Annotated in this window: 28 protein-coding genes; 21 read left to right on the top strand and 7 right to left on the bottom strand. The window is 36.2% G+C overall.

What is annotated here, in order from left to right:
• Nucleotides 1–287: 287 nt before the first annotated feature.
• Together MKY30_RS19280 and MKY30_RS19275 are read left to right on the top strand one after the other, a co-directional pair.
• The gene (locus MKY30_RS19280; RefSeq protein ID WP_156987494.1) at nucleotides 288–1232 is read left to right on the top strand and encodes a threo-3-hydroxy-L-aspartate ammonia-lyase; all 945 of its coding nucleotides are present in this window, start codon (nucleotides 288–290) and stop codon (nucleotides 1230–1232) included.
• Nucleotides 1195–2034: a TatD family hydrolase gene (locus MKY30_RS19275; RefSeq protein WP_339282252.1), complete on the top strand. Its 840-nt coding sequence runs from the start codon at nucleotides 1195–1197 to the stop codon at nucleotides 2032–2034. Before MKY30_RS19280 ends, MKY30_RS19275 begins: the two co-directional genes overlap by 38 nt.
• Before the next feature lie 59 nt (nucleotides 2035–2093).
• Here the strand turns inward: MKY30_RS19275 and MKY30_RS19270 are convergent, their stop codons facing one another.
• On the bottom strand, nucleotides 2094–3380 hold the full coding sequence (locus MKY30_RS19270) for an N-acetylmuramoyl-L-alanine amidase (protein ID WP_339282251.1): 1287 nt from the start codon (nucleotides 3378–3380) through the stop codon (nucleotides 2094–2096).
• A gap of 371 nt (nucleotides 3381–3751) precedes the next feature.
• Here MKY30_RS19270 and MKY30_RS19265 point away from each other — a divergent pair, with 371 nt between their 5' ends.
• The 12 genes from MKY30_RS19265 to erm all read left to right on the top strand — a co-directional run bounded on the left by MKY30_RS19265 (nucleotide 3752) and on the right by erm (nucleotide 13022).
• On the top strand, nucleotides 3752–4978 hold the full coding sequence (locus MKY30_RS19265) for a CynX/NimT family MFS transporter (protein ID WP_147210513.1): 1227 nt from the start codon (nucleotides 3752–3754) through the stop codon (nucleotides 4976–4978).
• A 394-nt stretch (nucleotides 4979–5372) separates the two neighbouring features.
• Entirely contained in the window at nucleotides 5373–5804 is a 432-nt protein-coding gene (locus tag MKY30_RS19260; protein ID WP_186813641.1) for an SRPBCC domain-containing protein, read from the top strand.
• Between the two features lies 1 nt (nucleotide 5805).
• Nucleotides 5806–6153: a metalloregulator ArsR/SmtB family transcription factor gene (locus tag MKY30_RS19255; protein ID WP_156987488.1), complete on the top strand. Its 348-nt coding sequence runs from the start codon at nucleotides 5806–5808 to the stop codon at nucleotides 6151–6153.
• 304 nt (nucleotides 6154–6457) lie between these two features.
• Nucleotides 6458–7147, top strand: a complete 690-nt coding sequence (locus tag MKY30_RS19250; protein WP_341085126.1) for a response regulator transcription factor — start codon at nucleotides 6458–6460, stop codon at nucleotides 7145–7147.
• Between the two features lie 38 nt (nucleotides 7148–7185).
• On the top strand, nucleotides 7186–8118 hold the full coding sequence (locus MKY30_RS19245) for a sensor histidine kinase (RefSeq protein WP_339282249.1): 933 nt from the start codon (nucleotides 7186–7188) through the stop codon (nucleotides 8116–8118).
• 132 nt (nucleotides 8119–8250) lie between these two features.
• The gene (locus tag MKY30_RS19240) at nucleotides 8251–9171 is read left to right on the top strand and encodes an ABC transporter ATP-binding protein (protein WP_339282248.1); all 921 of its coding nucleotides are present in this window, start codon (nucleotides 8251–8253) and stop codon (nucleotides 9169–9171) included.
• Nucleotides 9164–9727, top strand: a complete 564-nt coding sequence (locus MKY30_RS19235) for an ABC transporter permease (protein WP_341085125.1) — start codon at nucleotides 9164–9166, stop codon at nucleotides 9725–9727. The genes MKY30_RS19240 and MKY30_RS19235 overlap by 8 nt, the downstream gene beginning before the upstream one ends.
• Before the next feature lie 214 nt (nucleotides 9728–9941).
• A complete protein-coding gene (locus MKY30_RS19230) occupies nucleotides 9942–10625 on the top strand; it encodes an ABC transporter permease (RefSeq protein ID WP_341085124.1) in 684 nt (227 codons plus the stop codon).
• A 73-nt stretch (nucleotides 10626–10698) separates the two neighbouring features.
• On the top strand, nucleotides 10699–11220 hold the full coding sequence (locus MKY30_RS19225; RefSeq protein WP_147210520.1) for a hypothetical protein: 522 nt from the start codon (nucleotides 10699–10701) through the stop codon (nucleotides 11218–11220).
• 70 nt (nucleotides 11221–11290) lie between these two features.
• Entirely contained in the window at nucleotides 11291–11659 is a 369-nt protein-coding gene (locus MKY30_RS19220; protein WP_341085123.1) for a hypothetical protein, read from the top strand.
• Nucleotides 11660–11794: 135 nt separating this feature from the next.
• Nucleotides 11795–11839: an erythromycin resistance leader peptide gene (locus MKY30_RS24215; RefSeq protein WP_147210558.1), complete on the top strand. Its 45-nt coding sequence runs from the start codon at nucleotides 11795–11797 to the stop codon at nucleotides 11837–11839.
• Nucleotides 11840–12194: 355 nt separating this feature from the next.
• Nucleotides 12195–13022, top strand: coding sequence for a 23S ribosomal RNA methyltransferase Erm (gene erm, locus MKY30_RS19215; protein WP_341085122.1), 828 nt, complete (start codon nucleotides 12195–12197; stop codon nucleotides 13020–13022).
• Nucleotides 13023–13175: 153 nt separating this feature from the next.
• Here erm and MKY30_RS19210 read toward each other — a convergent pair whose 3' ends face one another.
• The gene (locus MKY30_RS19210; RefSeq protein ID WP_147210523.1) at nucleotides 13176–13517 is read right to left on the bottom strand and encodes a MerR family transcriptional regulator; all 342 of its coding nucleotides are present in this window, start codon (nucleotides 13515–13517) and stop codon (nucleotides 13176–13178) included.
• A 282-nt stretch (nucleotides 13518–13799) separates the two neighbouring features.
• Between MKY30_RS19210 and MKY30_RS19205 the strand changes: the two genes are divergently transcribed.
• Nucleotides 13800–14981 carry an MFS transporter gene (locus MKY30_RS19205; RefSeq protein WP_147210524.1) on the top strand — a complete coding sequence of 394 codons (1182 nt, stop codon included), beginning with the start codon at nucleotides 13800–13802 and terminating at the stop codon, nucleotides 14979–14981.
• 90 nt (nucleotides 14982–15071) lie between these two features.
• On the top strand, nucleotides 15072–15731 hold the full coding sequence (locus tag MKY30_RS19200) for an NAD(P)-dependent oxidoreductase (protein ID WP_341085121.1): 660 nt from the start codon (nucleotides 15072–15074) through the stop codon (nucleotides 15729–15731).
• Nucleotides 15732–15758: 27 nt separating this feature from the next.
• Here the strand turns inward: MKY30_RS19200 and MKY30_RS19195 are convergent, their stop codons facing one another.
• A complete protein-coding gene (locus tag MKY30_RS19195) occupies nucleotides 15759–17108 on the bottom strand; it encodes an MFS transporter (protein ID WP_341085120.1) in 1350 nt (449 codons plus the stop codon).
• A 186-nt stretch (nucleotides 17109–17294) separates the two neighbouring features.
• Between MKY30_RS19195 and MKY30_RS19190 the strand changes: the two genes are divergently transcribed.
• Nucleotides 17295–17531: a hypothetical protein gene (locus MKY30_RS19190; RefSeq protein WP_341085119.1), complete on the top strand. Its 237-nt coding sequence runs from the start codon at nucleotides 17295–17297 to the stop codon at nucleotides 17529–17531.
• Between the two features lie 155 nt (nucleotides 17532–17686).
• Here MKY30_RS19190 and MKY30_RS19185 read toward each other — a convergent pair whose 3' ends face one another.
• Both MKY30_RS19185 and MKY30_RS19180 read right to left on the bottom strand, forming a co-directional pair.
• Entirely contained in the window at nucleotides 17687–18862 is a 1176-nt protein-coding gene (locus MKY30_RS19185; RefSeq protein WP_341085118.1) for an MFS transporter, read from the bottom strand.
• Nucleotides 18846–19244: a MerR family transcriptional regulator gene (locus MKY30_RS19180; RefSeq protein ID WP_147210529.1), complete on the bottom strand. Its 399-nt coding sequence runs from the start codon at nucleotides 19242–19244 to the stop codon at nucleotides 18846–18848. Before MKY30_RS19180 ends, MKY30_RS19185 begins: the two co-directional genes overlap by 17 nt.
• Nucleotides 19245–19465: 221 nt before the next feature.
• On the opposite strand from MKY30_RS19180, the gene MKY30_RS19175 reads away from it, so the two are divergent.
• Genes MKY30_RS19175 through MKY30_RS19160 form a run of 4 tightly spaced genes read left to right on the top strand, consistent with a single transcriptional unit; the run spans nucleotide 19466 to nucleotide 23129 of the window.
• Entirely contained in the window at nucleotides 19466–20392 is a 927-nt protein-coding gene (locus tag MKY30_RS19175; protein WP_341085117.1) for an ABC transporter ATP-binding protein, read from the top strand.
• On the top strand, nucleotides 20389–21321 hold the full coding sequence (locus MKY30_RS19170) for an ABC transporter permease (RefSeq protein ID WP_341085116.1): 933 nt from the start codon (nucleotides 20389–20391) through the stop codon (nucleotides 21319–21321). The genes MKY30_RS19175 and MKY30_RS19170 overlap by 4 nt, the downstream gene beginning before the upstream one ends.
• Nucleotides 21322–21348: 27 nt before the next feature.
• A complete protein-coding gene (locus MKY30_RS19165) occupies nucleotides 21349–22065 on the top strand; it encodes a response regulator transcription factor (RefSeq protein WP_341085115.1) in 717 nt (238 codons plus the stop codon).
• Nucleotides 22062–23129 (top strand): ATP-binding protein, encoded by a 1068-nt coding sequence (locus MKY30_RS19160; RefSeq protein ID WP_156987468.1) that lies wholly within the window; start codon nucleotides 22062–22064, stop codon nucleotides 23127–23129. The genes MKY30_RS19165 and MKY30_RS19160 overlap by 4 nt, the downstream gene beginning before the upstream one ends.
• Here MKY30_RS19160 and MKY30_RS19155 read toward each other — a convergent pair.
• Entirely contained in the window at nucleotides 23126–23368 is a 243-nt protein-coding gene (locus MKY30_RS19155; RefSeq protein ID WP_198048716.1) for a hypothetical protein, read from the bottom strand. The genes MKY30_RS19160 and MKY30_RS19155 overlap by 4 nt on opposite strands.
• Nucleotides 23361–23993, bottom strand: a complete 633-nt coding sequence (locus tag MKY30_RS19150) for a TetR/AcrR family transcriptional regulator (protein WP_341085113.1) — start codon at nucleotides 23991–23993, stop codon at nucleotides 23361–23363. Before MKY30_RS19150 ends, MKY30_RS19155 begins: the two co-directional genes overlap by 8 nt.
• Nucleotides 23994–24862: the final 869 nt, after the last annotated feature.

The following is a 24862-nucleotide window of genomic DNA, read 5'->3' as shown; positions in this document are numbered from 1 at the left end:
TGCATAAATTTTAAATAAGAAATCCTCAGATATTTTAAGCTGGCCTTTCGATTACAGAAGTACATTATTTTATATAATTATATTCAAAGGAAGTAAATGATGCAAATTTGTTTTAAAATTTTGATTATATATGAATTATAATTTTTTAATACAAGAAACAAGTGATAGAATAGATTTCATCTAGAGAAATTATTTTTTGAAAGAGAGATAAAATAAAGCATGTGGAAAGCTGGGGAAATGATTTAGAGCTTTTGATAAATATAAGTTAAAAAGGAGAGAAATCAATAATGTATGAAAAAATAGTAGAAGCAGCCAAACGGATAGAAGGTATTGCGCATAAAACGCCGGTTCTAACTTCCGCACTCCTGAATGAATTAACCGAAAATCAAATTTTTCTTAAATGTGAAAATTTCCAGCGGATGGGTGCATTTAAATTCCGTGGTGCTTATAATACGATCAGCTCCCTTTCTGAAGAAGAGAAGAGTAAGGGTGTCATTGCCTATTCTTCAGGGAATCATGCAATGGCCACTGCTTTGACCTGTAAAATACTTGATATACCTGCTACTGTCGTCATGCCAGAGGATGCTCCACAGGTAAAAACTGCAGCTGTCAGAGACTACGGTGCGACTATCGTAACTTATAATCGCCGGACAGAATCACGAGAGGAAATAGCTCAAGGAATGATAGATGAATTTGGCTATACGTTAATCCGGCCATTTGATGCAGAATCCATTATAGCTGGACAGGGGACAGTTGCTAAAGAGCTCATAGAAGAGGTGGGCGAACTGGATTATCTGCTGGTCCCTTGCGGTGGCGGTGGACTGTTAAGCGGTTGCGCAATTACCACAAAATATCTGTTACCTGAAAGTAAGGTGATCGGGGTTGAACCTGTGGTATCAGATGATGCCACAAGGTCATTCAGGGCAGGAGAATTACGATCCATTGCGAATCCAAACTCCATAGCTGACGGATTAAACTCACCTTCATTAGGAAAAATAACCTTTCCTTTCATTAAGGAAAATGTTGATGATTTTATAACCGTTTCCGAAGAGGAGATAAAAGCTGCCATGTACTTTCTTTGGACCCGGTTAAAAATTGTTGTTGAACCATCTGGAGCTGTCGCTTTAGCAGCATATAAGAAGCTTCCTGTTAAAGGGAAAAGAGTGGGTGTTGTTTTAAGCGGAGGAAATGTTGATGTCAGGAAGGCCGGAGATTTATTCAAAGATATTTGATTGCGAGGTGTGCTGGATGATTGATGCACATATTCATTTGGATTGGTATCAGACGGATGAGCAGCAGCTGTTAATGGATACGCTTAAAGTAGATGGAATGATAGCTGTTTCCAGTGATTTTGAGAGCTGTCAAAGGGTGTGGCAATTAGTACAAATATATCCGTTTGTTTATCCAGCTTTTGGATGGCATCCAGAACAGAATCTGCCATCTGTGCGGGAAATCGACAATATTATACAAACGATTGATCAAAGATTTCAAGATATTGCTGCTATTGGGGAAGTGGGACTTCCATATTATAAAAAGCGTAAAGAAGCATCACTGGATGTTACTCCTTATCACGCGATACTGGAACGATTCGTACAAGCTGCCAAAAAATATGATTTGCCAATCGTATTACATGCTGTGTATGAAGATGCAGCTGTTGTCTGTGATCTCCTTGAAAAATATGAGGTTAAAAAAGCTCATTTCCATTGGTTTAAAGGTGATAAAGCTACCATTGAACGTATGATAAACAATCAGTATATGATTTCTATAACACCTGATTGCTGGTATGAAGAAGAGACCCAGTCAATCATTAAACAATATCCGTTAGAGCTTGTCATGGCAGAAACAGACGGACCTTGGCGATTTGAAGGACCTTTTCAAAATCAGATGACACATCCAAATATGATTATGGAAGTTATAAAGAAAATAGCTGAAATAAAGCAGCTGTCTTTTGATAAAGTTCGACAACAGATTAGCGCTAATACGACTAATTTCTATCGCTTAAAACGATTTAATAATCTAAATATGCAAGGGTAAAATTGCATGCTGAAGAAAAGTGCGCTTTTCCTGCACTTTTCTTCAGCATGCTTTCATATTTAATTGAAATACGCTTCCAATCCTTCCACAATACCATTGGTCGCATTTTCCTGATAACTATCCGTTTGAACAAGCTTCTGTTCGTCTGGATTGCTGATGAAGCCAAGCTCAATTAATATAGCAGGGTGTTTATTTTCTTTCAACACTTGAAAACCTGCCTGTTTTGCCCCGCGGTCAATGAGATTAACATGATTCATTAGCGATGATTGAACGAAATTGGCAAGACTGCTAGCTTCGTTGTAAAAGGTTTCGATTCCACGTGCAGACTGATCTTTTGATGAATTATAGTGCAGGCTGATAAACGCGTCTGCATCTGTAGAATTACTAATCACAGCTCGTTGTCCTAAGGAAATATACGTATCATCTGTCCGGGTAAACGTTACAGAAGCCCCTTTATTATGCAATTTTTGTTCTAATCTTTTCGCTGAGATTAGTGTTAACGTTTTTTCATATATTTCTGATCCAATCGCACCTGGGTCTTTTCCACCGTGTCCCGGGTCAATAACAAAATGGTAACCGGCTAAAGGAGCTTCACTGCTTTGCTCTGCTTGAACCACTTGTTTTTCTTCCTGAGATTCGGCAGCATCAGTAGCTGTTTCCTCATCTTTTTGGTCAGATTCTGATTCTGCCTCTTCTATTTCGCTTTCTTCTGGTATTTGCTGTGAATCAGTCTTTTCCGTTTCCTCTGATACCTCAACATCTGTTGAGTCGTTCACTTCATCAAGTAAATATAATGCAATCCATACTTCTTCATCATTATAATAAGTCTGACCCCAGCCGTAAGATTCTTGAAAGATAGTAATCTGGCTGCCATTACTTAATGCAGTAATAATCGTTGCATTTTTATCAGGAGCACTGCGTAAATTTACAGCAGATGCGTTAATGCGGTACAATTTTCCATTTTCTATAGCTTTATTTGTTTCAGTGCTTGTTTCTGAAGCGGATACAGCTTCATTATTTTGTTCGTCTGTATCCTGCTGTTCTACTTCTTGATTTTCTTCCATATTATTTATGTCATTATTTACTTCTGTAAGCTGATTTAGAGCAACCCAAGCTGGTTCTCCGTTATAAAATGTTTTACCCCAGCCATATGAATCTTCAAAAATAGTGACCTTATAGTCTTTTTCTAATTCGCCAAGAACAGCTGCGTCTTTACCAGGCTCATTCATTAACTCTATTTTCTCAGAATCTACCTTATACGTTTTTCCATTGTCTGCATGAACTGTTGGTAAAAGAACAAATAGGCAGATAAGAAAAGCAATGCCTATCGTTATGTTGTACTTCATATTGGATATACCTCCAATTAATAGTTTGTTATATTGACAGGCTTGCCAATAAATTCTATTAATATACATTTCATGCAAATTTGTTAGAATTTTAGTTTTAGAGTTGGGAACTTTAATTGTACTGGCGAGGAGATTTCAAGAAAATAGTATATTGTTCATAATGAAGAACAGCAGGGGGATACGAAAAGAGAAGAATATATGAAGGAGGGTTAAATAAATATACTAATGAAGAGAATAGACTCTATTAATGATATAAAATTCGCATCTTGACAATGGAATATACAATACCATAACATATATTGTATTGTTTAAAAATTTTCCGTACCCTTTTCTATGATAAGGGATACGGTTAGTGGAAAAGAAGGTATTGGATGGAGGAAAATAGAGGTAAAGTAAAAAACATCGGGGGCAAGGAAGTAGTCTCCAATAAGAGAATGCTATATTTAATTGCTATTATTGTTATCGGATTTAATTTGAGACCGGCAATTACTTCCGTTGGACCGCTATTAGGAACGATCCGGGATCAGATTGGTCTGGAAAATTGGAGCGCAGGAACGATTACCAGTTTACCGCTGATAGCATTTGCCATTGTATCACCGCTTGCTCCGAAACTTGGCAGACGGCTGGAAAATGAAAAAGCTGTCTTGCTGGGTCTTATACTCCTGTTTGCCGGAATCGGGGTCAGGTCGATCCCGTATACGCCAACGTTATTTATTGGCACAGCCATTATTGGAGTTGGCATCGCAGTGATGAACGTCCTGCTGCCGGCAGTTATTAAGGAAAAATTCCCGAATAAAGTCGGCCGGATGACCAGTGTGTATTCTACATCTATGGCAATATTTGCAGCTACTGCTTCAGGGCTTTCTGTCCCGCTTGCAAAAGATGCAGGCCTGGGCTGGGAATTAGCCTTACTATCTTGGGCACTGCTGGCTGTAGTAGGAATAGTTATCTGGGTTTTTGTTGTCAGACAAAATCCTGTGCCTAAAGAGGAACAAGTACAGTTAAGCAGTAAACCCTTTGATGACAGCAGCCTATGGAAATCTCCATTAGCCTGGCAGGTCACCTTATTTATGGGTCTGCAATCATTTATATTCTATGTAATGGTGTCGTGGCTGCCGGAAATAATGCAAAGCTTTGGATTTTCTGTTTCAGCTGCCGGATGGATAATCGCTTATGTACAGTTTGTCGGATTGCCATCAACCTTCTTGGCACCGGTGTTGGCAGAAAAATTCTCCAATCAGCAGGGAATCGTGCTTGCAATTGGCGGTGGAGCAACAATTGGATTTATCGGTCTTTTAATCGGCGGGCCGCTGCCGTTAATTTTCGTCTGGGTAACACTGATTGGGGTTACTTTTGGTGGTGCCATCAGTCTGTCTCTGGCTATGCTTGGTATGCGTGCACGTAATGGACAGCAGGCAGGTGCTCTGTCTGGAATGGCACAATCTGTCGGATATATTTTTGCTGCCATCGGACCGTTATTTATCGGTTTGTTATTTGATATTACGCATGCCTGGAGCGCGCCGATTATGGCTATTATTGCAGTTTGTTTATTGATGACGATAGCAGGGCTGGGTGCTGGAAGGAATAAGTATGTGTGATTGACTGTTACTTCTCGGGATATGCCGAAAGCTATTTTCAAATATAGAATGAGTTTGTTATTACTATAATGAATCAAAAATGATGAAAAATACTTAACTTATATAACACCTCCATTTGTTTTATTTCAAAACAAATGGAGGTGTTTTTACTTTATAGCTTATATATTAAATCCCTGAAAAATGGAATATGAAGACTGGATTTGAAGTATCTAATTAAAAAACATTGAATTTACAGATGAGAAAGAAAGAGTAGACCTTGAAATTTTAAAACAGATTTTTTTGCTTTTAGTTGTAATTCGTTCAGTGAGATGATGTAGTGCAACCGAAATGTTGTATGTCAAACAATAACGTGCTACCATTTGGTTGCACATATAAGTTTATAAGGAGGGACAGTATGAATAACGATCGAATCGAACGGGAAATTTTTATTAAAGCTTCAGTTCATACCGTTTGGGAATTGGTTAGCCGCCCAGCATGGTGGGTAGGTGATAAACCTGGTCCTGACAGCGTAAAGGTCGAAGGTACAAGAATAGTAGCGGAGACAAGATTTGGTACATTCCCTGTATTAATTAAAGAAATAGATCCACCAAACTACCTTACATGTCAATGGGCAAGTTCTTTTCCAGGTGAGGAACCGCAAGAAGGAAATTCTACGCTAGTTGCATTTACATTGACTGAAAAGGAAGAGGGAACTTTGCTCCGTGTAGTGGAAAGTGGTTTCTCCAGCCTTGAAGTATCGGAGGAAGAACAGTCGAAGTTCTTGGATGGAAACGTAAATGGATGGGAGCAACAGATGGAAGTATTACGAAAGCGTGCAGAGAATTAATATGGAGTCAACATCTCAGGACAATTACGAAAATATTTTGATTGCATTAGCAGACCCTACTCGGCGTCGATTGCTTCATCTCATTGCTGAAAAAGGACAAGCAAGTGCGACTGCATTATCAAAGATGGTGATTGTATCTCGTCAGGCGGTAGTGAAACATCTTAGTATTCTTAGTGAAGCTGAGCTTGTTACATCCAATCGTGTCGGGAGAGAGGTACGATATACCGTATGTCCCGATCAACTTTCATCAGCGGCAGAGTGGATAGCAGATCTGGCAGCTGATTGGAATAAACGATTACAATGGATTAAGGAGTCAGCGGAATCCACTGATAAATCTGGTTTAACTTAATTCAGTATTGTAATTTAAGGATATGGAAGACAATGAATGGTCTCTAGTTGAATGGTTTGCAGAAAATTTGATAATAAAGATGCAGATTTTAATAGGTTAAGGGATAATGTGTAACAGCAATATCCCTTTTTTATTTTTATTATTCATCTCAGGAATATAGCTGATTCAACAACACATTATTTTAACATCAAAATAATGTGTTAAACTTTATGAAATACTTGTAAAAAATTTCTGTAATAAAATTAAATAGCAAACAGTCATGCATAGCTGGTAATCAGAGAAATTGCATAGGAGGATACACGTTATGAACAATAAAATCTTAATCGTAGAAGATGATCTATCCGTAAGCGAAATGATTAAAGATTACTTAGAAAAAGAGGGCTATGAGGTAACAGCTGCCTTTGAAGGGGAAGAGGGAATGCAAAAATTTCAAAACGATGCATTTGATTTAATCATTCTCGATATTATGATGCCTAAATTAAATGGTATCGAAGTAATGAAGCAAATTAGAAGAGACAGCTCTGTGCCAATACTTATTGTTTCTGCTAAGGACACTGATGTAGAGAAGGTTTTAGGCCTTGAGCTTGGTGCAGATGATTACATAGCAAAGCCATTTGCCATGATAGAACTTTCCGCCAGGGTGAAATCAGCGCTGCGGCGTGCAACCAGTTATTCGGAAGCGAAAAAAGAAGTGAATGTGATTCATTATAAAGCTTTAACAGTTGATATTAATAATTATTCTGTACAAAAAAATGGGAAGGAAATTAAACTGACATCAAAGGAATTTGATATCTTAAAATTATTTCTCAAGCATCCCAATAACGTTTTTACAAAGGCCCAAATATATACAACAGTCTGGAATAACGATTACTTTGGTGATGAGAATGTGATCAATGTTCATATTAGAAGGTTGAGAGAGAAAATAGAGGACAACCCGGCAGAGCCTGATTATATTAGAACTATTTGGGGGATTGGCTATAAGCTGGGTGAATAATTGCCCCAGTTGAAAATAATTAAAGGGGACAGATAAGTATGATTTATTCCTTCATTGTGATCATATTGATTTTAACAGGCATAATCATTTTTCAATATAGATTAAAGGCAGCAAGAGATAAACAAATAAAATATATGTATGAAAAATTAGATAGGATTATTACTGAAAGAACAAGTGAGAACCTTCTCGTTTTTACCGATGATAAGGAGCTTATTCATCTATTGATGGGTATTAATAATCTATTAAACCATAACCAGAAAATATTGGCTGATTATACGAAAAAAGAAGAATCTATCCGGAAAATGATTTCAAATATATCACATGATTTGAAAACCCCGCTGACGGTTATTGTAGGCTATTTAGAAATCATTCAATCGAATAAATCCATTCAAAATGAGCTGGAAAAAGAAGTTAATAAGGCGCATGAAAAGTCAGTAGAGTTGCTAACATTAATCAATACTTTTTTTGATCTGGCAAAATTGGAATCCGGTGATAAGGAGATGCCGCTTGAAAAGACAAATATTAACGAGGCATGCAGGAAGAGTATTTTAGAATTCTATGAAATATTAACTAATCAAGGCTTAGATGTTTCCATTGAAATTCCAGATGAAAATATCTATGCAGCAGGAAATCAAGAGGCTCTAGACAGGGTACTCAGGAACCTGATATCTAATGCCATCACATATGGAAATGACGGTGGTGTTGTCGGCTTAACCTTAAAGCAGGACGACTCATTCGTTTATATCGAGGTCTGGGATAAAGGGAAGGGCATTGACGAGATGAATAAAGAAAGCGTTTTTCAAAGGCTCTATACGCTTGAGGACTCGCGAAATAAACTGTATCAGGGAAGTGGACTGGGTCTTACTATCACGAAAAGATTAGTAGAAAGTATGGAAGGCGATATATCATTATCCAGCAAACCCTATGAGAAAACAGTCTTTACCGTGAAATTAAAGAAATTGGCTTCCTAAACGGGCTAAAAGCCGCTCCTGCCCTACGCTTTGCAAACTTAAGAAATTCGTAAGACTTCGTTAAGAAAAAAGATAATTTTAACGTTTACCATTAGTAGTATAGAAATTTTGCAAAGCAGAGGAGGACATATTGTGGAATATATTTTAAGAACACATGATTTAGGAAAATCTTTCAATGGAGACAATGTTGTTTCCGGTATCAATATGAACGTCGAGAAGGGAGAAATCTATGGGTTATTGGGCCCGAATGGTGCCGGAAAAAGCACAGTCATGAAGATGATTTTGAATCTATTAAAACCAAGCCAGGGCGCCATCGAAATTTTTAATGAAACGATGACAGATACTCCTTATGAATTATTTAAAAGAATGAATGCGATTATCGAATATCCTATTTTTTATGAGAAGCTTACTGCAGAGGATAATCTGGATATGCATTGTGAGTATATGGGTTATCACAATAAGCAGGATATCAAAGCAGCGTTAGAACTTGTAAATCTGAAGAACATTACGAACAAAGCAGTTAAAAATTTCTCGCTGGGGATGAAGCAGCGGCTCGGGATTGCCAGAGCAATTATTACGAAGCCAGAGCTGCTGATATTGGATGAGCCCGTTAATGGACTGGATCCAGTCGGAATAATAGAAATTAGAAATCTACTTGAAATGCTGAACAAAGAATATGGGATAACCATCCTGATTTCAAGTCATATTTTAGCGGAAATAGAGCAAATCGCTGACACAATAGGCGTCATGAATAATGGACACTTAGTAGAAGAGGTTTCCATGGATTCGATTAGAGAAAATAATGCGGAGTATATTGAAATAGAAACCGCTGATGCTCAGAAAGTAGTATATATTATTGACTCAGAGTTAAATATAAAAAATTTCAAAGTGCTTGATGCGAACAAAATAAGAATATACGAAACAGGAATGTCGCAAAACCAAATATATAAAAAGTTAATGGAAAATGATATTTCTATTACATCGATCAATACAAAATCGGCTTCATTGGAGGACTATTTCTTGTCCTTAATCGGAGGCGGGAAAAATGCTTAAATTAATCCATTTAGAAATTAGAAAAGTTAATTTCTGGCGTTATGTCCTTGGCGCTTTAGCAGCCTGTTTCGTCCTTGCCGGAATGTTATTCTATGCGGTCTATGCGGATAGAAATGAGATTGCCAACACCATTTCAGATTTTTTCTTCGTGGTTGACAGCCCAAGAATGATTTTTATTGTATTTGCAGGAGTATTAATTTCGAGGCTGGTTATTGAAGAATACAATGATAAAACAATCTCTTTGATGTTTACGTATCCAATCAGCAGAAAAAAGATTATTATCTCTAAATTATTGATTATTATATGCTCTACCTTTTTCTTCATACATGTATCAAGAATCATTGTAGCAGCTGTCCTATACATGTTAAATAACAGCTTGCATTTTACTGATGGAGGCGTAACAATTCATATGATAATGGAGTATTTTAGAAATACAATTATCTATGATTTGTCATTCAGCGGTATCAGCTTAGTTCCTTTATTTTTTGGGATGATCAAAAAATCTGTTAGAACGACTATCATCACGTCTATTATTATTGCAGTTTTTTCGGAATAAGTAATGAGGAACTGTCGGACGTATCAATGAGTTCTTTCATCGTCAGATCGTTGATATTTGCTGTTATTGGCGTAGCTGCTTCGTATTTTTCGATAAGAAATATTGTGCAGAAAGATGTCCTTTAATTCTAATTAAAAAAATGGGTAAACCAAAATCCATAAGAATGAAGCAATATCATTTTTAATACCAATCAATATAAAGAGAGGTGAGAGAAATGCTTAAGTTAATGAGTTTGGAGATGAGAAAAGTTAATTTTGGCCGATATATAAATAGCTCTATGGCAGCTTGCTTTGCAGTCACCGGATTTCTATTTTTCATGTTATATGTCGACAGAGATTTGTATACTGCCAGCAGTACAGATTTCTTCTTCCTGGTTGATAGTATTACAAGAATGGTTTTTATTGTATTTTCAGGTGTGTTAATTTCAAGATTAGTTATTGAAGAATACAATGATAAAACAATCACTTTGAAGTTTACGTATCCAATCAGCAGAAAAAAATTAATTAGCTCAAAGCTATTGATTATTATATGCTTTACCTTTTTCTCGATTCTCCTGTCACGAATTTTTGCAACAGTTGTTTTAACGATGCTAGATAACAGCTTGAATTTCATCGAGGGAGACATAAAATTTCAAATGATTATAGAACATTTTAGAAATACAATTCTCTATGACTTTTCTGCCAGTGGTATCAGCTTAGTCCCTCTATTTTTGGGGATGCTTAAAAAGTCGGTTAGAACGACGATTATTACATCGATTATAATTGCTGCTTTTTTCGGTGCAAGCAATGAAGACCTGTCGATAGGTTCCTTTATCGTAATACCATTGACACTTACCATCATTGGTGTGGTTGCTTCGTACTTCTCGATAAGAAATATCGAACACAAGGATGTATTTTAAAGATAAGATGAAAATTTGAAAGAAGATACTCGCTGAAAAAAACAGAAAAATCAAAAAATAGGAGTTTGTAGTGATGAGACAAGAACATATTTATCTTTTATTCACAAATACGGGTACATTGCTTACAAAAGCTATTAGATTATACACAAAAGCAGAATACAATCATGTTTCATTAGCTCTGGATTTGGAATTAAATGAAGTATACAGCTTTGGCAGGAAGCATTTTCGTAATCCATTTTGGGGCGGATTTGTGAAGGAAAGAACAGAAGAGGGACTTTTTCAGAATGCGGACTGCTTGATTTATGCTTATGCTATTGATCCAAAACAAAGTAAGAAATTGAAGAGAGCACTAGCATTTTTTAAGAGCAGACAAAACTCCTATCACTATAACTTCTTAGGGCTGTTTGGAGTGATTCTGAACAAGCCTATTCAAAGATCAAATGCCTACTTCTGCTCTCAATTTGTGGCTTCTCTTTTAATGGAAGCTGAGATTACTTCTTTTAATAAACCGCCAGAGCTAATAACACCCCAGGATATTCAGCAGATACCCGGATTAATTTCTGTTTACCGAGGAAAAATACAAGATGCTGTTTAACTGGATTACTAAACATATTATACAATAAAAATCTCAATTACAGATGTTTTATGTGCAAGGAGGAATATGTTTGAAAAGATTAGGTTTATTATTTTTAATGCTGATTGTCTCTATCGTAACATTATTTGTCACTGCTTATTATCAAAGAGACATGAATACACTTTCATTAAATGATCCACAAGTCATTCAGGCAAGTATCATCGTTATGGTTATTTTGTTTATTCCTCCAGTTTTATTATCTTTTTTTAATCATAAATTCTGGAGATTTCTGTCAGCCATATATCAATCCATGTTTTTCTTAGGGTTTATCATTCTTGTACCGACAGGCGTATTTAGTTTCAATGCTGTGTTTATAAGTATCGTTTCATTAGTCGGTGCAGTAATCAGTATTTGGAGTATTTTTATTACTTTGCCGGAAAGTTTTTTTGAGGAAAGTTAGCTGGATTAGATGTAAGTGATAAGAAGCTTCCATAAGTTAGGGGAATAAGAGATTGGAAAGCCGTTTGACTTTTAATGAAATACTGAATACAATGTGAGTGTATTGATAAATTAATTAAAGGAGGATTATTAAAAAATGCCACATTCGATCAGACTTCGTTTCCCAACTTTGAATCAGTAATTAAATACATTCAAAGGCTCTGCCTGTATATGCAGAGTAAACGGGATAAGTCTGTTCTTTTTTAATAATCTTCATTTCATATTAGAATCACATATAATTTGCTTTGAATGGCAAATTATATGTGGTTTCTTCCGTACTATCTTTGGACAATGGACAGGGTAGTAAATAATATGTAATGTCTGGAAAGGCGGATTGTTCTGCCTTTCTTTATTTATGTCTAAATTACCTTCTAATGTTATAAAAATGAAGGGTTATTTCTAATAGCTCATAATTACATGAGGATGGGTCTTCTCCCTTTACTTTAAATCACAGGCAGATTGTCCGTGATTTTTTATTTTAGAAAGGAAGAGAAGATATGGCTAAAAAATTTCATAAATATAATACGAAATCTCCCAATTTTTCCGGGCAGCATTTAATTCATAATAAAAAACTGCTTCATGAAATTGTTGACAGAGCAAATATAAGTAAGAAGGACACTGTTTTAGAATTAGGAGCTGGAAAGGGGGCTTTAACAACTGTATTAAATCAACAGGCGGGCAAAGTCCTAGCAGTAGAATATGATACCAATTTTATAGATATTTTAAAACGAAAAACAGCAGAAAATCCAGTTACTAAAATTATTCATCAGGATATTATGAAAATACATTTACCAAAAGAAAAATTTGTTGTCGTTTCAAATATTCCTTATGCTATTACAACACCCATTATGAAAATGCTTTTAAATAAGCCTGCAAACGGTTTTCAAAAAGGAGTTATTATTATGGAGATGGGAGCAGCTAAACGTTTTACTTCACAGTTTGTCAAAGATGATTATGTGCTGGCGTGGAGAATGTGGTTTGATATATGTTACATCAGGAAAATATCCAGAAATAACTTTTCACCGCCTCCAAAAGTTGATTCCGCAATGATTACAATAACCAGAAAAAAAGAGCCTATTATACCGAAGAAGGATTATTTCATTTTTCTTGGATTGGTACAGTATAGTCTAAAACAACCTGAAGCAGCTATTGGTAAGGCGTTTAAAAGGATTTTTACACCTGCACAATTAAAATATGTAAGAAGAAATCTGAGAGTTACGAATGACACTCCAATTGGATTATTGACAGAGGTTCAATGGGGGATAGTTTTCAATACGATGATTAAATATGTGCAGCGACCGTTATGGCCCAGAGTAAAGAAATAGTAAAGTCCAAAAGTATAAAAAATATATCTAACCAATATTTTTTTATCTTAAGGAAGGACGCAAGTATGGATAAATCTTGCGTCCTTTCTTATTTTTATATTGCAGCTTCGATAATTTAAGAAATAACTTCTGATATAGCTACTGAAAAAGCTCTTATTCATTATCTTCTGTATCCGGCACTGTATCCGCCAATTTACGAAATGCTTCATTTAAGGTAACCATACGTTTTTCTACCTTTTTAATCGCTGCATCTAATGTAAATCCCTCTTCAATCATTTCCTGAATAAGCAGCATTTTTTTCACATTTAAATAATTGTACCTTCGTGTTGACCCCTCTGTATTGGTTTCAGATTGTATGGCTCCTTTTTCTTCCCAATAGCGAATTTTACGAGTTGGAATACCTGTGATTTCGGATACTTCGCCAATTCCAACTACTAATTTTTTTAATAAATCAAAGTCCAATAGGGCATTCAACTTTTGTGCGTCCTCATTCATTTCTTATTCTCCTAACTCCACTTAGATTTTTGCTAGCGCTGCATATCCCGCTAATAAAACAACAGGCTTTTTTAATTAAAAGATATATTACTATGCAGCTATCTTTGCAGGGGGTAAATATACTATTTAAGGTTTCATTTTATATAATTTCATGCTTGTAACTATTTTACAATAAAAGTAGGTAGTCTACAAATTATCTCTTGACTTACCATTGTAACTAAATTACAATTTGTATAAATAAGTTACAAATAAAGAAAATAAGTTTCGTGAAGGGGATTAGTCATGGATTTTAGTAATGAAAATAGTAACTCACAGCCGAAGTATTCCTTATTAACAGCTATTTTGTTCTGGTGCGGGTTAGTGATAGTAGCAAGTAATTATTTAACCATTCCGTTAATGTCGATATTCAGTGAGGATTTTCACACTAGTATGGCAAATACAGCCTGGACGGGCAGCGCCTTTTCTCTATGCTATGCGATAGGGTGTTTATTTACCGGCCCCTTATCTGATCGTTATGGCAGAAAGCAGGTTATGTTAACAGGCTTAGTTATACTGACGATGGTGACTTTTATACTGCCGATTTTCAGTTCTTTAGCATGGGTCATTGCCTGGCGTTCTTTTCAAGGGTTTGCTGCAGCGAGTTTTGCGCCGGTGGCTATTGCTTATGTAGTAGATAAATTTCCTCTGGAAAAAAGAGTGACTGCCATTGGTTTTATCAGCTCCAGCTTTTTAATCTCTGCCATTGTCGGTCAAATATTCAGCAGTTATATTAGCGAGCAATTTAAATGGCAAAGTGTTTTTTATTACTTTGGAGGGATTTATTTCCTAACGGCTGTATTGGTTCTGATTTTGCTTCCAAAGACAGCTGCCAGGCAAGAAAATACTAACCTGAAGTTCATGTTTACCCAGTTTTTTCGATTATTAACGGATAAGCGTTTGGTTCAGGTATATAGTATCGCTGTGACTTTGTTACTTACTTTCGTGGCATTCTATACTATTCTCGGCGAGTACTTGACGAATGAATTTGGAATGAGTGCTGACGGTATTCTTTATATCAGGATAATCGGCATCATTGGCATGTTATTTGCTCCATTTGCAGGAAAGCTGACCAGCCAATTTGGATTAATGGCCGTTTTACGGGCAGCACTTATTATTGCAGTTCTAGGCTCATTAATCATTGGAATTAACTCCAACTCAGTATTTTTAGTATTCATGAGTATTATCTTTGTGGCTGGAATTGCATTGACTGTTCCAACGCTTATCTCTTTAATCGGCCAGCTTGGCGGGAAAAATCATGGAGCAGCGGTTTCACTTTACACGTTTATTTTATTTGTCGGCGCAAGTCTCGGTCCGATGATTGCAGTGCTATTATTACAGGTTGCAAATTACGGGATGGCTTTTGTATGCCTGGCGATACTGCTTGGAATCAGCTTGATCATATCGTTTTGTATAAAAAATGATTAATCTTAATTTGAAAAGGGTGAGTTAATTCTATTTATCATGTAATTTAAAGTGTTTTAAACCATAAAAATTCTATTGAGGAGTGAAGCGTTGATGACAAATGTACTTATTTTAGGTGCCACCGGACGTACAGGTGTCTCTGTCTTACAGCAATTATCAGAATATGAGCATATTCAGGTTATTGCAGCATTACGACAGGCTGAGGATATTTCAAGGCTTCCGAAAACAACATATCCTTTTCAAACTAAGGTTGTGGATATAAATGTTATCTCCAGTTTAAGCCGCGCTGCAAATGAAGCAGATGTAATTATTAATGCGATTCGTATGCGTGGAGATATTCAGGCAACTGCATTGGTTGACCTTGACAAACGAATTAGAAAAGCAGCTGCCGGCAGAAAGAATCCAATGATTGTTACGGTAGGAGGGGCAGGGAGTCTGAAAATGGGGAATGGAAAACGATTTTGGCAGGATATTGCTTTTCCGGGACGCACCTTACCCAGAGGAAGAGCTCATGCAAAGTTATATGATTATTTAACGGAACTGCCTTCATTTGAATCATGGGCTTACTTAATTCCGCTGCCTGCTTATCTTCCTGATGGATTGCGTACTGGAGCTTATAAAAGGTGGGAAGTTCAGAACAATAAGATGGATTTTTTAAAGAAAAGTATCAGCTATGAGGATTTTGCAACTGCTGTATGTGATGCGGTAAAAGAGAGGTGGGAAGGGATATACCTTATTGCCGATGACGAGTAAAAATTAAAAATCTGCAAAACACCAGGTTCAATATTGAGCCCGGTGCTTTGTTTTCGAAAGAGTAATGGCAATTACTAAAAGAATAACCATCAAGAAACTGACAACATAGATGCCGTTTATAATCCCAAAATAATTAATAGAAATTGTTGCTAAAATAATCCCGATCATACTGCCAAATTGCCTGAAGATGTTAAGAAAAGAAGATATTTCATTATGATATTCAGGATTTGTATCCTGATAGATAGCATTGGTAACCAAAGGAGCTACCATTCCGCTGAAGCCTAAAAAGACATAGCCGATACTTAATAAATAATAATAGTCACGATACAGCATGGATATACAAACTAAAATCAGGCCAATAATCATTGAAATTAAAGAATATCTTTGCCCCTTATACAATCCGAACTTCTCACTGATTTTAGGTGATAAAAAAGTGGTCAGTAACATGGCTGACAATGTAAAAGGCAAGAATAAAACTCCTGTAAGTGTTGAGTTATAGCCTAATTGATTTTGATATAAAATAGATAATGCCAGCATAAATCCATAACAGCACAGATTGTAGCTGAAAACACTTAAAAGAGACGAAATCGATTGGATATTAAATAAATCAGCAGGCAGAATATGCAGTTTATCTTTTCTGATTTGATGAATAAACCTAAAAACAATAGCAATAAATAATAGACTAATCAAAATTGTGTAGGCAACTGAAAAAATATCTATAAAACTTAAAAACAGAACAAAAGCCAGAAGACCAATTATAAAATAGATTTGTTCCTTGAAATGAAATTGAGTCTGTTCTTTAGCATTATTCGGTAAAGTGTAGATTCCAAATAAAATAATGATGATAACAAAAGGAATATTAATAAAAAAGACACTGCGGTAACCGAAAGTATAACTCAATAATCCCCCGATAATCGGAGAAAAAGCAAAGGCGATGCCGGATGTTCCTGACCATATAGCAAAAGCAGCTGCCTTTTTCTTCACGTCCGGAAAGAGCTGATTTAATAATAAAGTAGCAACAGGGGAAAAGAGTGCAGCCCCAACCCCTTGTACAATCCTTCCAGCAATTAGCCAGAAATAGTTGTTAGCAAACCCGGCAAAAATAGAGCCAGCTAAAAAGACAGAAATTCCTAATAAAAAGGCATTTTTACTGCCTATCCTTTTTGCGAATGTTGATAACAAGAGTAGCAATCCTGCAAATGTAAGGATATAGCTGTTAGAAACCCAAGCCATAGCTGTGTAATCGATATGTAGTTTATTTTTGATTACGGGCATAACAACGTTCAAAATGTTTGTATCTAAAATGATTAGAAAACTTCCCAAACATATGCTGATTAAACTCACTGCTTCTCTTTTGGTAAACGAATAATATTTCATTACAATCCCTCATTTCAAATATTTTTGAAACAATATTGATTTTAATTCAAAAATATTTGAAATGTCAAGTTAAACTGTTATAATAAAAATATGAAAACATATCGAATCAATGACATTTTTAAAGTATTACAGGATGAGACAAGGATTAAAATAATTGAAATCATACAGAAGAGAAAGGAGGAAAGAATGTATCTGCCCGCTACAAATTTGGCGGAAAACAGCTTCTGTCCACAGGATATATTAAGAATATTAAATAATGAAGAAGCAGCTATTTCAAACACAAAGCTTTCTTATCATTTAAAAGAAATGCGAAATGCAAATATACTAAATTTGGAGAGAGAGGGGAAACGTTATTTTTATTCTGTTAACCATGATACGTTAAATGATATGGTAGATTGGGTCCGTTCTATCCAGCAGAATTAAGCTTATTTAGAATAATTACCATAAGGCAGTAATAAAATATTAGTTTTATATGAAAAAGAAAGGAGTGCTTCCGTGAAAAAGCAGCACTCCTTATCCATCTAATCCACTAATTTTAATCGGAATTGACGTTGTATTCTTTACATGAAACCTTTAGATTATTTCTGTTTCACTCTGTGCTTTCTTCCGTACACTATTAAAATAATAGAAAAGATAACCCCTGCAGCTGTAATGACTGCACCTGTCAGATTAACAATAGCCATTCCAAAGCCTGTACGGATTGTTTCTCCGCCCAGATAAGCACCGACAGCATTAGCTAGATTAAAAGCAGAAATATTGGCCGCTGCTGCCAGGGTAGGGGCTTCTTTAGCAGTTTGGACAATTTTTGTCTGCAGTAATGGCACGGTCGCAAAAGCTGTAAATCCAAATAGAAAAACAGTAATTGAAGAAAGTATTTTATCATGAACTGTCCAAGTGAAAAGCGCTAGAATGACAGTTAACAGTACTAAGGTGATACTTAGTGTCGGCATTAACAATCGATTAGCAAATTTTCCTGCTACAACCGTTCCCAGAAATGACCCTATACCGAATAGAGACAGAAGTATTGTAATGGCTTCTGCGGAAAAACCTGCAAATGTTTCCAACTGTGGCGCAATATACGTGTAGGAAGCGAAGATACCGCCATATCCAAAGACAGTAATTAATAGAACAAGAATAATTTGCGGATTTTTAAAAGCTCCTAATTCATATTTCAAAGATTGATACTGAAATTTAATTCGGCTTGGAATATGTAGAATCAGCATTATTACTGCCGCAATACCAAGGAAAGTCACTATCCAAAAAGTTGTCTGCCATCCCCATGTATGACCCACAAACGTACCAAATGGCACACCTAGAACAGTGGAAAGGGTTAAGCCGGCAGCAACAGCTGCAATCGCAGAACCCTGTTTGTCCTGTGGTGCTGTCTTGCTGGCCACAACAGTTGCAACTGCAAAAAAGGTTCCGTGAATCAGAGAGGATAAAATTCTGGCAATCATCAACAATTCAAAATTGAAGGATACTGCAGCCAGTACATTACTTAGAATAAAAAATATCATTAAGCCGACCAGCAGCTTTTTTCTGGAGCTTTGGCTGGTCATTGCTGTTATTAATGGACTGCCAAGAGCTACTCCGAGGGCATAGCCAGTTACCAGCAGTCCTGCTGTTGGAATGGTAATACTTAAATCTGTTGCAATAACTGGCAGAATCCCCATAATTACATATTCTGATGTGCCAATTGTAAATACGCTGATAAACAGCGCTGTTAATATCCATATATTATTCGGTTTTGTCATGTGCTTTACTCCCATTCGTTGAAACTCTTAATTCCTCTACTTTTTCAATTCTGTTTTGCAAGCGTGATTTTACTTCTTTTAATGTGTTGATTTGACGCTCTACATCCAGTAATTTATTTTGATAGAGCTCCATTACCTCATCACATATTAATTGTTCGTAAGGAAAAACAAATGGATCACAGTCCACAATTTCTTTAATTTCAACCGTACTTAGACCCAAATTAAAATATAACTGAATTGTTTTTATCTGTTCTAACATAGATTCATCGTAATCACGGTAGCCATTCTCCAGCCGCTTTGGATGAATCAAGCCCTTTTCCTCGTAATAACGGAGAGAGCGCATGCTAACTCCGGTCTCCTGAGACAGCTCACTGATTTTCATTGGATAACCTCCTTTCGATAATAGCAGTATAAACCTTGACATTATGTGAAGGTCAATGAATAAAATTCTTCTTTGTTTTACATGAAAAATAAAGTAAATAAAATCCGTGAATTTGCACAGTATTTAATTTCCGTTTACCCTCTGTTTACTTTCGCTTTCTATAATTTAGTGGAAGCGTCGGATAAGCGCTCCATATTATGAAACAGAAGGAGAACAGGTATATGAATCAACAGCCAATTGTTCAATTTAAGCACACTACTAAAATAATTGGAAGAAAGACAATCGTTAATGATTTAAATTTTGATGTCTTAGCAGGAGAGGTATTTGGATTTCTGGGGCCAAATGGCGCGGGTAAAACGACAACAATCCGGATGATGGTCGGACTGATAAAAATAAGCCGGGGAGATATCCTGATTAATGGGCACAGTATTGCCAGCCAGTTTGAACAAGCAATCCGGCATGTAGGAGGAATTGTAGAAAACCCGGATTTATATAAATATTTAACGGGCTATCAGAATTTAAAGCATTATGCGCGGATGGTTTCGGGTATTTCTAAGAAACGGATCAATGAGATCGTTGAGCATGTTGGATTGAAGGAGAGTATTCATAACAAAGTAAGCTCTTATTCGCTGGGGATGCGCCAGCGTCTGGGAATTGCCCAGGCACTGCTGCATCGACCGTCTCTGTTAATACTGGATGAACCTACAAACGGACTGGATCCTGCCGGAATACGGGAGCTCCGCAATAATTTAAAAGAACTTGCTCACCAGGAGGGAGTAGCCGTATTTGTTTCCAGTCATTTGCTTTCAGAAATGCAATTGATGTGCGATAAAATTGCTGTTTTGCAGAAGGGAAAGCTGGTCAGTATCGAAAATGTACAAGCATTTATATCTAAAGATAGTATTTCACGAGTTTATCTGGAGGTAGAAGCATCGCAAACAGAATTGACCAAAATGCTTATTGCGGATTTGAACAAGACTGCGATAGCCGGTAACGGACCAAACGAGTTGTGGATCCAGATGAATAAAGATGAGGTTCCGGAATTAAATAAGCTGTTGTTAGATAATGGAATTCGTGTCTTGAGTATTCATGTGCAGGAACGGACCCTGGAGGATAAATTTTTGGAAATGATGGGGGAAGAAAAATGATTGGATTGATCTCAAATGAAATGATGAAGATTGTTAATCGGAAGCTGACATGGATTATTTTATTCCTGTTGATTGCGATCACAGCAGGCAGCTTTGTGATGAACAAGCTAACTGAAGAGCCTGTGTCAGATTGGCGTGCTGAACAATCGGAGCTGATAGAGCGGTACCAGGGACAATTAGAAATTGATGAGCTTTCTCCTCAAATGTATGCAGATACAGAGAATAAACTTCAAATTGCCAACTACCGTCTGGAAAAGGATGTTGCACCATTCAGTGAAAATCCATGGTCTGCTTTACTGCGTTTTTCCGGATTAATTGAAATGGTGATTATATTTGCCATTGTCATTGCTGCTGATGTAGTATCAAGGGAATATACAAGCGGGACAATCAAACTGTTGCTGATCCGCCCTCATAGCCGTGCGAAAATCTTATTTTCCAAGTACATTTCTGTAGCCGTATTTGCTTTATGTATGCTGGCCATAGTATTTGTTACCGGATACGGGGTGAGTGCTATGTTCTATGGATTTGGAAATCTTGGCACAAAGGACTTGTTCTTAAATGCGGGAGGAGAGGTTACAGAGATGAATGTATTTCTGCAGACCGTTAAAATGTATGGCTTGAGTTTTCTTCCGATACTTAGTTATGTTACATTATCTTTCGCCATTTCAACGATTTTACGTAATAGTGCATTGGCAGTCGGGATTTCTTTGTTTATCATGATTGTAGGTAATTCCATCATAGAAGCAACTTCCCGTATATCCTGGTTAAAATATCTGCCTTTTGCCAATAGCGATATAAGCCTGTATATATTCCATTTGCCGGCAAGACCGGAAATGACTTTAAGCTTTTCTCTCACTGTATTAGCTGTTTATATAGCAGTTTTTGCAGGATTAAGCTGGATGGTATTCAAAAAACGGGATACAGCTTGATAATGAAATGTAAAAAGGGGTAAAAAAATGCGTTCACAAAAAATATTGCTGGTTGATGATGAACCGGGTATTATTCAAATGCTTGAAAAACTTTTGCGTAAGGAAGGCTATACGTTTATCCACAGTGCATACTCAGGAAAAGAAGTCAGGGAAAAAATAGCACAGTCAGCGTATGATTTAATTGTGTTGGATGTAATGCTGCCTGACACAGATGGATTTCAGCTGTGTCAGGAAATCCGTCAAAAGACGAATGCCCCCATCTTATTTCTTACTGCCCGTTCAAGTGATTTAGATATGCTGACTGGATTTGGAATTGGGGGAGATGATTATATTACAAAGCCTTTTAATCCGCTGGAGGTTGCCGCACGCATTCATGCACAATTCCGGCGGCAGGAGCAGTATAAGCAAATCACGGAACCCGAAGAAGTATATCATTTCGGAACAGTTTGCCTTGATAAAAAAGCAGCTCAATTACTGATTGACGGCAAAGCTGTAGCCTGTCCTGCCAAAGAGTTTGAACTATTGCTTTTCTTAGCAGAGCATCCAAAACAAGTATTTACGGCAGGACAGTTATATGAAATTGTGTGGGGTTACGATAGTCTTGGAGATGAGAAAACCGTCTCCATCCATATTATGCGGCTTCGTAAAAAAATCGAGAAGGACCCGAAAAATCCTTCACTGATTGTTACATTAAGAGGGATCGGCTATAAATTAGTGCCGCCAGATACAGAGGATTCGCCATGAGACGATGGCTGACTGGAAGTCTGGTTGTCCGTTTTACTTTAAGTTTTATTTTACATCAATTTTTACTGATGCTCGTCTTAGCGATTCCTGGAGTATTATATATTTATATCCTGCAGGAGCCCGATAACCTGACAATGATAAAGGTCCTGTCCTGGGTTGCCGTTGCATTTTATTTTTTATATTGTCTGTTTTATGGTTACTATTTCGCGAGACCTATGTATGGTGTGCTGAATCGGATAGAAGTTTTATCCAATGGGGAATATTTGGTTCCAAAACAGAAAAAACAATTTCTCTCTAGCCGTATATACAGGGAAGTCGATACCAACCTGGAATCTCTTTCCACTATACTTCAGGAGAATGAGAAAAAACGGAAAAAATTTAACAAACTGAGACAGGAATGGGCAGCCGGAGTGACACATGATTTGAAAACGCCATTGTCATATATCTCCGGTTACACAGATATGCTTTTATCAGAGGAGCATACATGGAGTGAAGCAGAAAGAATAGAATTTTTACAGCTGATTAAAGAGAAATCCAAGCATATGGAAGAATTGATTTCCGATCTTGGTATCGCTTTTCGGATGGATCAATCGCTGGATATCAAAAGGAATTCCGAAAAAATAGAATTAACAGAGCTGCTGCGAAGGGTGGTAGCTGAATCAGCTAATATGCCTGTCGATAAAGAGATTTCGTTTGAATTCACCGACAGTAATTATCCTGTTTATATAAAAGGGGACATCAAGCTGCTCAAAAGGGCATTTACCAATTTAATAGTGAATGCAGTGGAGCATAACCCGGCAGGAACTGTCGTTAAAGTTACGATTAAGAAAAAAGATCAGGTGGAAGTCGTGATAGAAGATAACGGCAAAGGGATGGACGAGGACGCAGTCAATCATTTATTTGACCGTTATTATCGAGGGACTCCTACAGATACTCCGACTGGAGGAACTGGACTGGGGATGGCAATTGTCCAGCAAATAATTGCAGCTTATGGAGGATCGATTGAAGTGAGTAGTGAGCTGGGGTGTGGGACTGCAATTACTGTAAGATTATCTTGTGATTAAAATGCATCCAAAAGCGGATCACTTAGGGATTGAAGTTCCTCTGTTTCAATTGATTCTTGGTAACCACATGAATAAAGCTTAAGAGAATGTTTCCAATTCAGCTGTAAGAAATCAAAGGCATATTGCAATCCCATTCTATTTGTTCCGTGGCTGGGAACCTTCTTTGCAGGAGTAGTAGGAGCGTTCCATTCGCCTCTTAATGGAAATTCAATAACTACTGGTTTCGGTTTATTATCCATTTCTTATCTCCTCAGATTGGTAAAAAACTTTTCGCAGTTCATCAAAGTACCCATCAAGTGTTGCAATAATTTCTTCATAATCTATGATTTCAGAATTTCCAATATTATCTAATATTTGACTGGTAAATCCAATGTTAGACCAGAGAATAAACTGTTTGCATATTTCAATATTCAATTTTGGTCGAAACATAGAGTTATCTATCTTATTGAAAATTTTATGCTCATATGATGAGCGATTATTATCATTTCTTTTGGAAAGGGCTTTATTGATTTCATCTGAACTTACTTCATTCGTCAATTTATCTACATTAATAATCCAGGGATATTGCTTAAGTAAATCGATTTGAAGCAAATATGATTGACGTAAACGATTGAAAATATCTTTATCAGAAAAGTCAAGTTTTGAATAATATTCTTTCTCAAGTAATTGTGTGAAGTAATCATATACATAGAGAAAGAGGTCTTGTTTATTATTTACATAATGAAACATTAACGCTTTTGAAATACCAGCTTCTTTAGCAATTACATTTGTTGAAGCATTATCATAACCTCTAATACAAAACTCCTTTAGTGCTGAATTTAGTATTGCGATTTTTCGTTCTTCGTCAAGTTTAGATATATTCATCTCAATTGTTCCATTCTGATTTAAATTATAATTATTTTGACCTAATAGGTTAATAAAATTATTATAGCTGTATTTACCAGGTAGGTTAACGAATGAATCATTTGATAAACTTCCATAATTAAGAGTATTTAGTTAATGGAAAATAATACCAATTTTTTAACCTGAGTGGCTAATTTATATAAATACATAACAGGTCATTTTAACTGTTTTAACTATTTGGCTTAAAAATTTTATTAAATTAAAAAAATTGAAAGATACGATAATCTTTTAATAGATAATTAGGTAACCATTGGTTTAATACATATTTTATTAATATATATAATATAGTTAGAAAATACGGAAAATTTACATTTTATAAGAGGTGATAGAACTAATAAAAAAGAAAACAAAATAACCATTGAGTCTTATTGTTAGTTATATGCTAAAAATTTCCATATATAGAGGTTATACGGGTAGGTTATAAGTCTCTTAATAATAATAATAATAATCCAATAAAACCTTTTGAATCGCATGATGTATAGTTTTTGAATAGAAATTTCTATTTGGTAACAATAATTTAATAAAATCAGGGTGAAAAGTCTAGGATTTACAAGATTAAATAAAGCACTCTAAAATTAGGCGGTGTAGCCAAAAAAGTCACATTTTGGCAGGTATTGCAGGAAGAATATTATGTTGGTAGATTTGGTATTTAACTAATTATCACAATTTTTGAGAGATTTAGTTTTTAAGAGAATCTTTTAATTCTGCCAATGATAATCATCCAAAACTTTATTTTTTAGCTAATTTACATACATATTAATTTGGTTCAGTCATCTTTAGAAATTAGCTAAACGACAAGGGGGCATTTGATAAGAATAACTAATACATAT

Origin of the sequence: Oceanobacillus sp. FSL W8-0428 (assembly GCF_038004405.1) — a bacterium.
GTDB classification, from domain to species: Bacteria; Bacillota; Bacilli; order Bacillales; family Amphibacillaceae; genus Oceanobacillus; species Oceanobacillus sojae.
The sequence above is the reverse complement of the archived record's forward strand: the minus strand, read 5'-3'. Positions and strand labels throughout refer to the sequence as shown.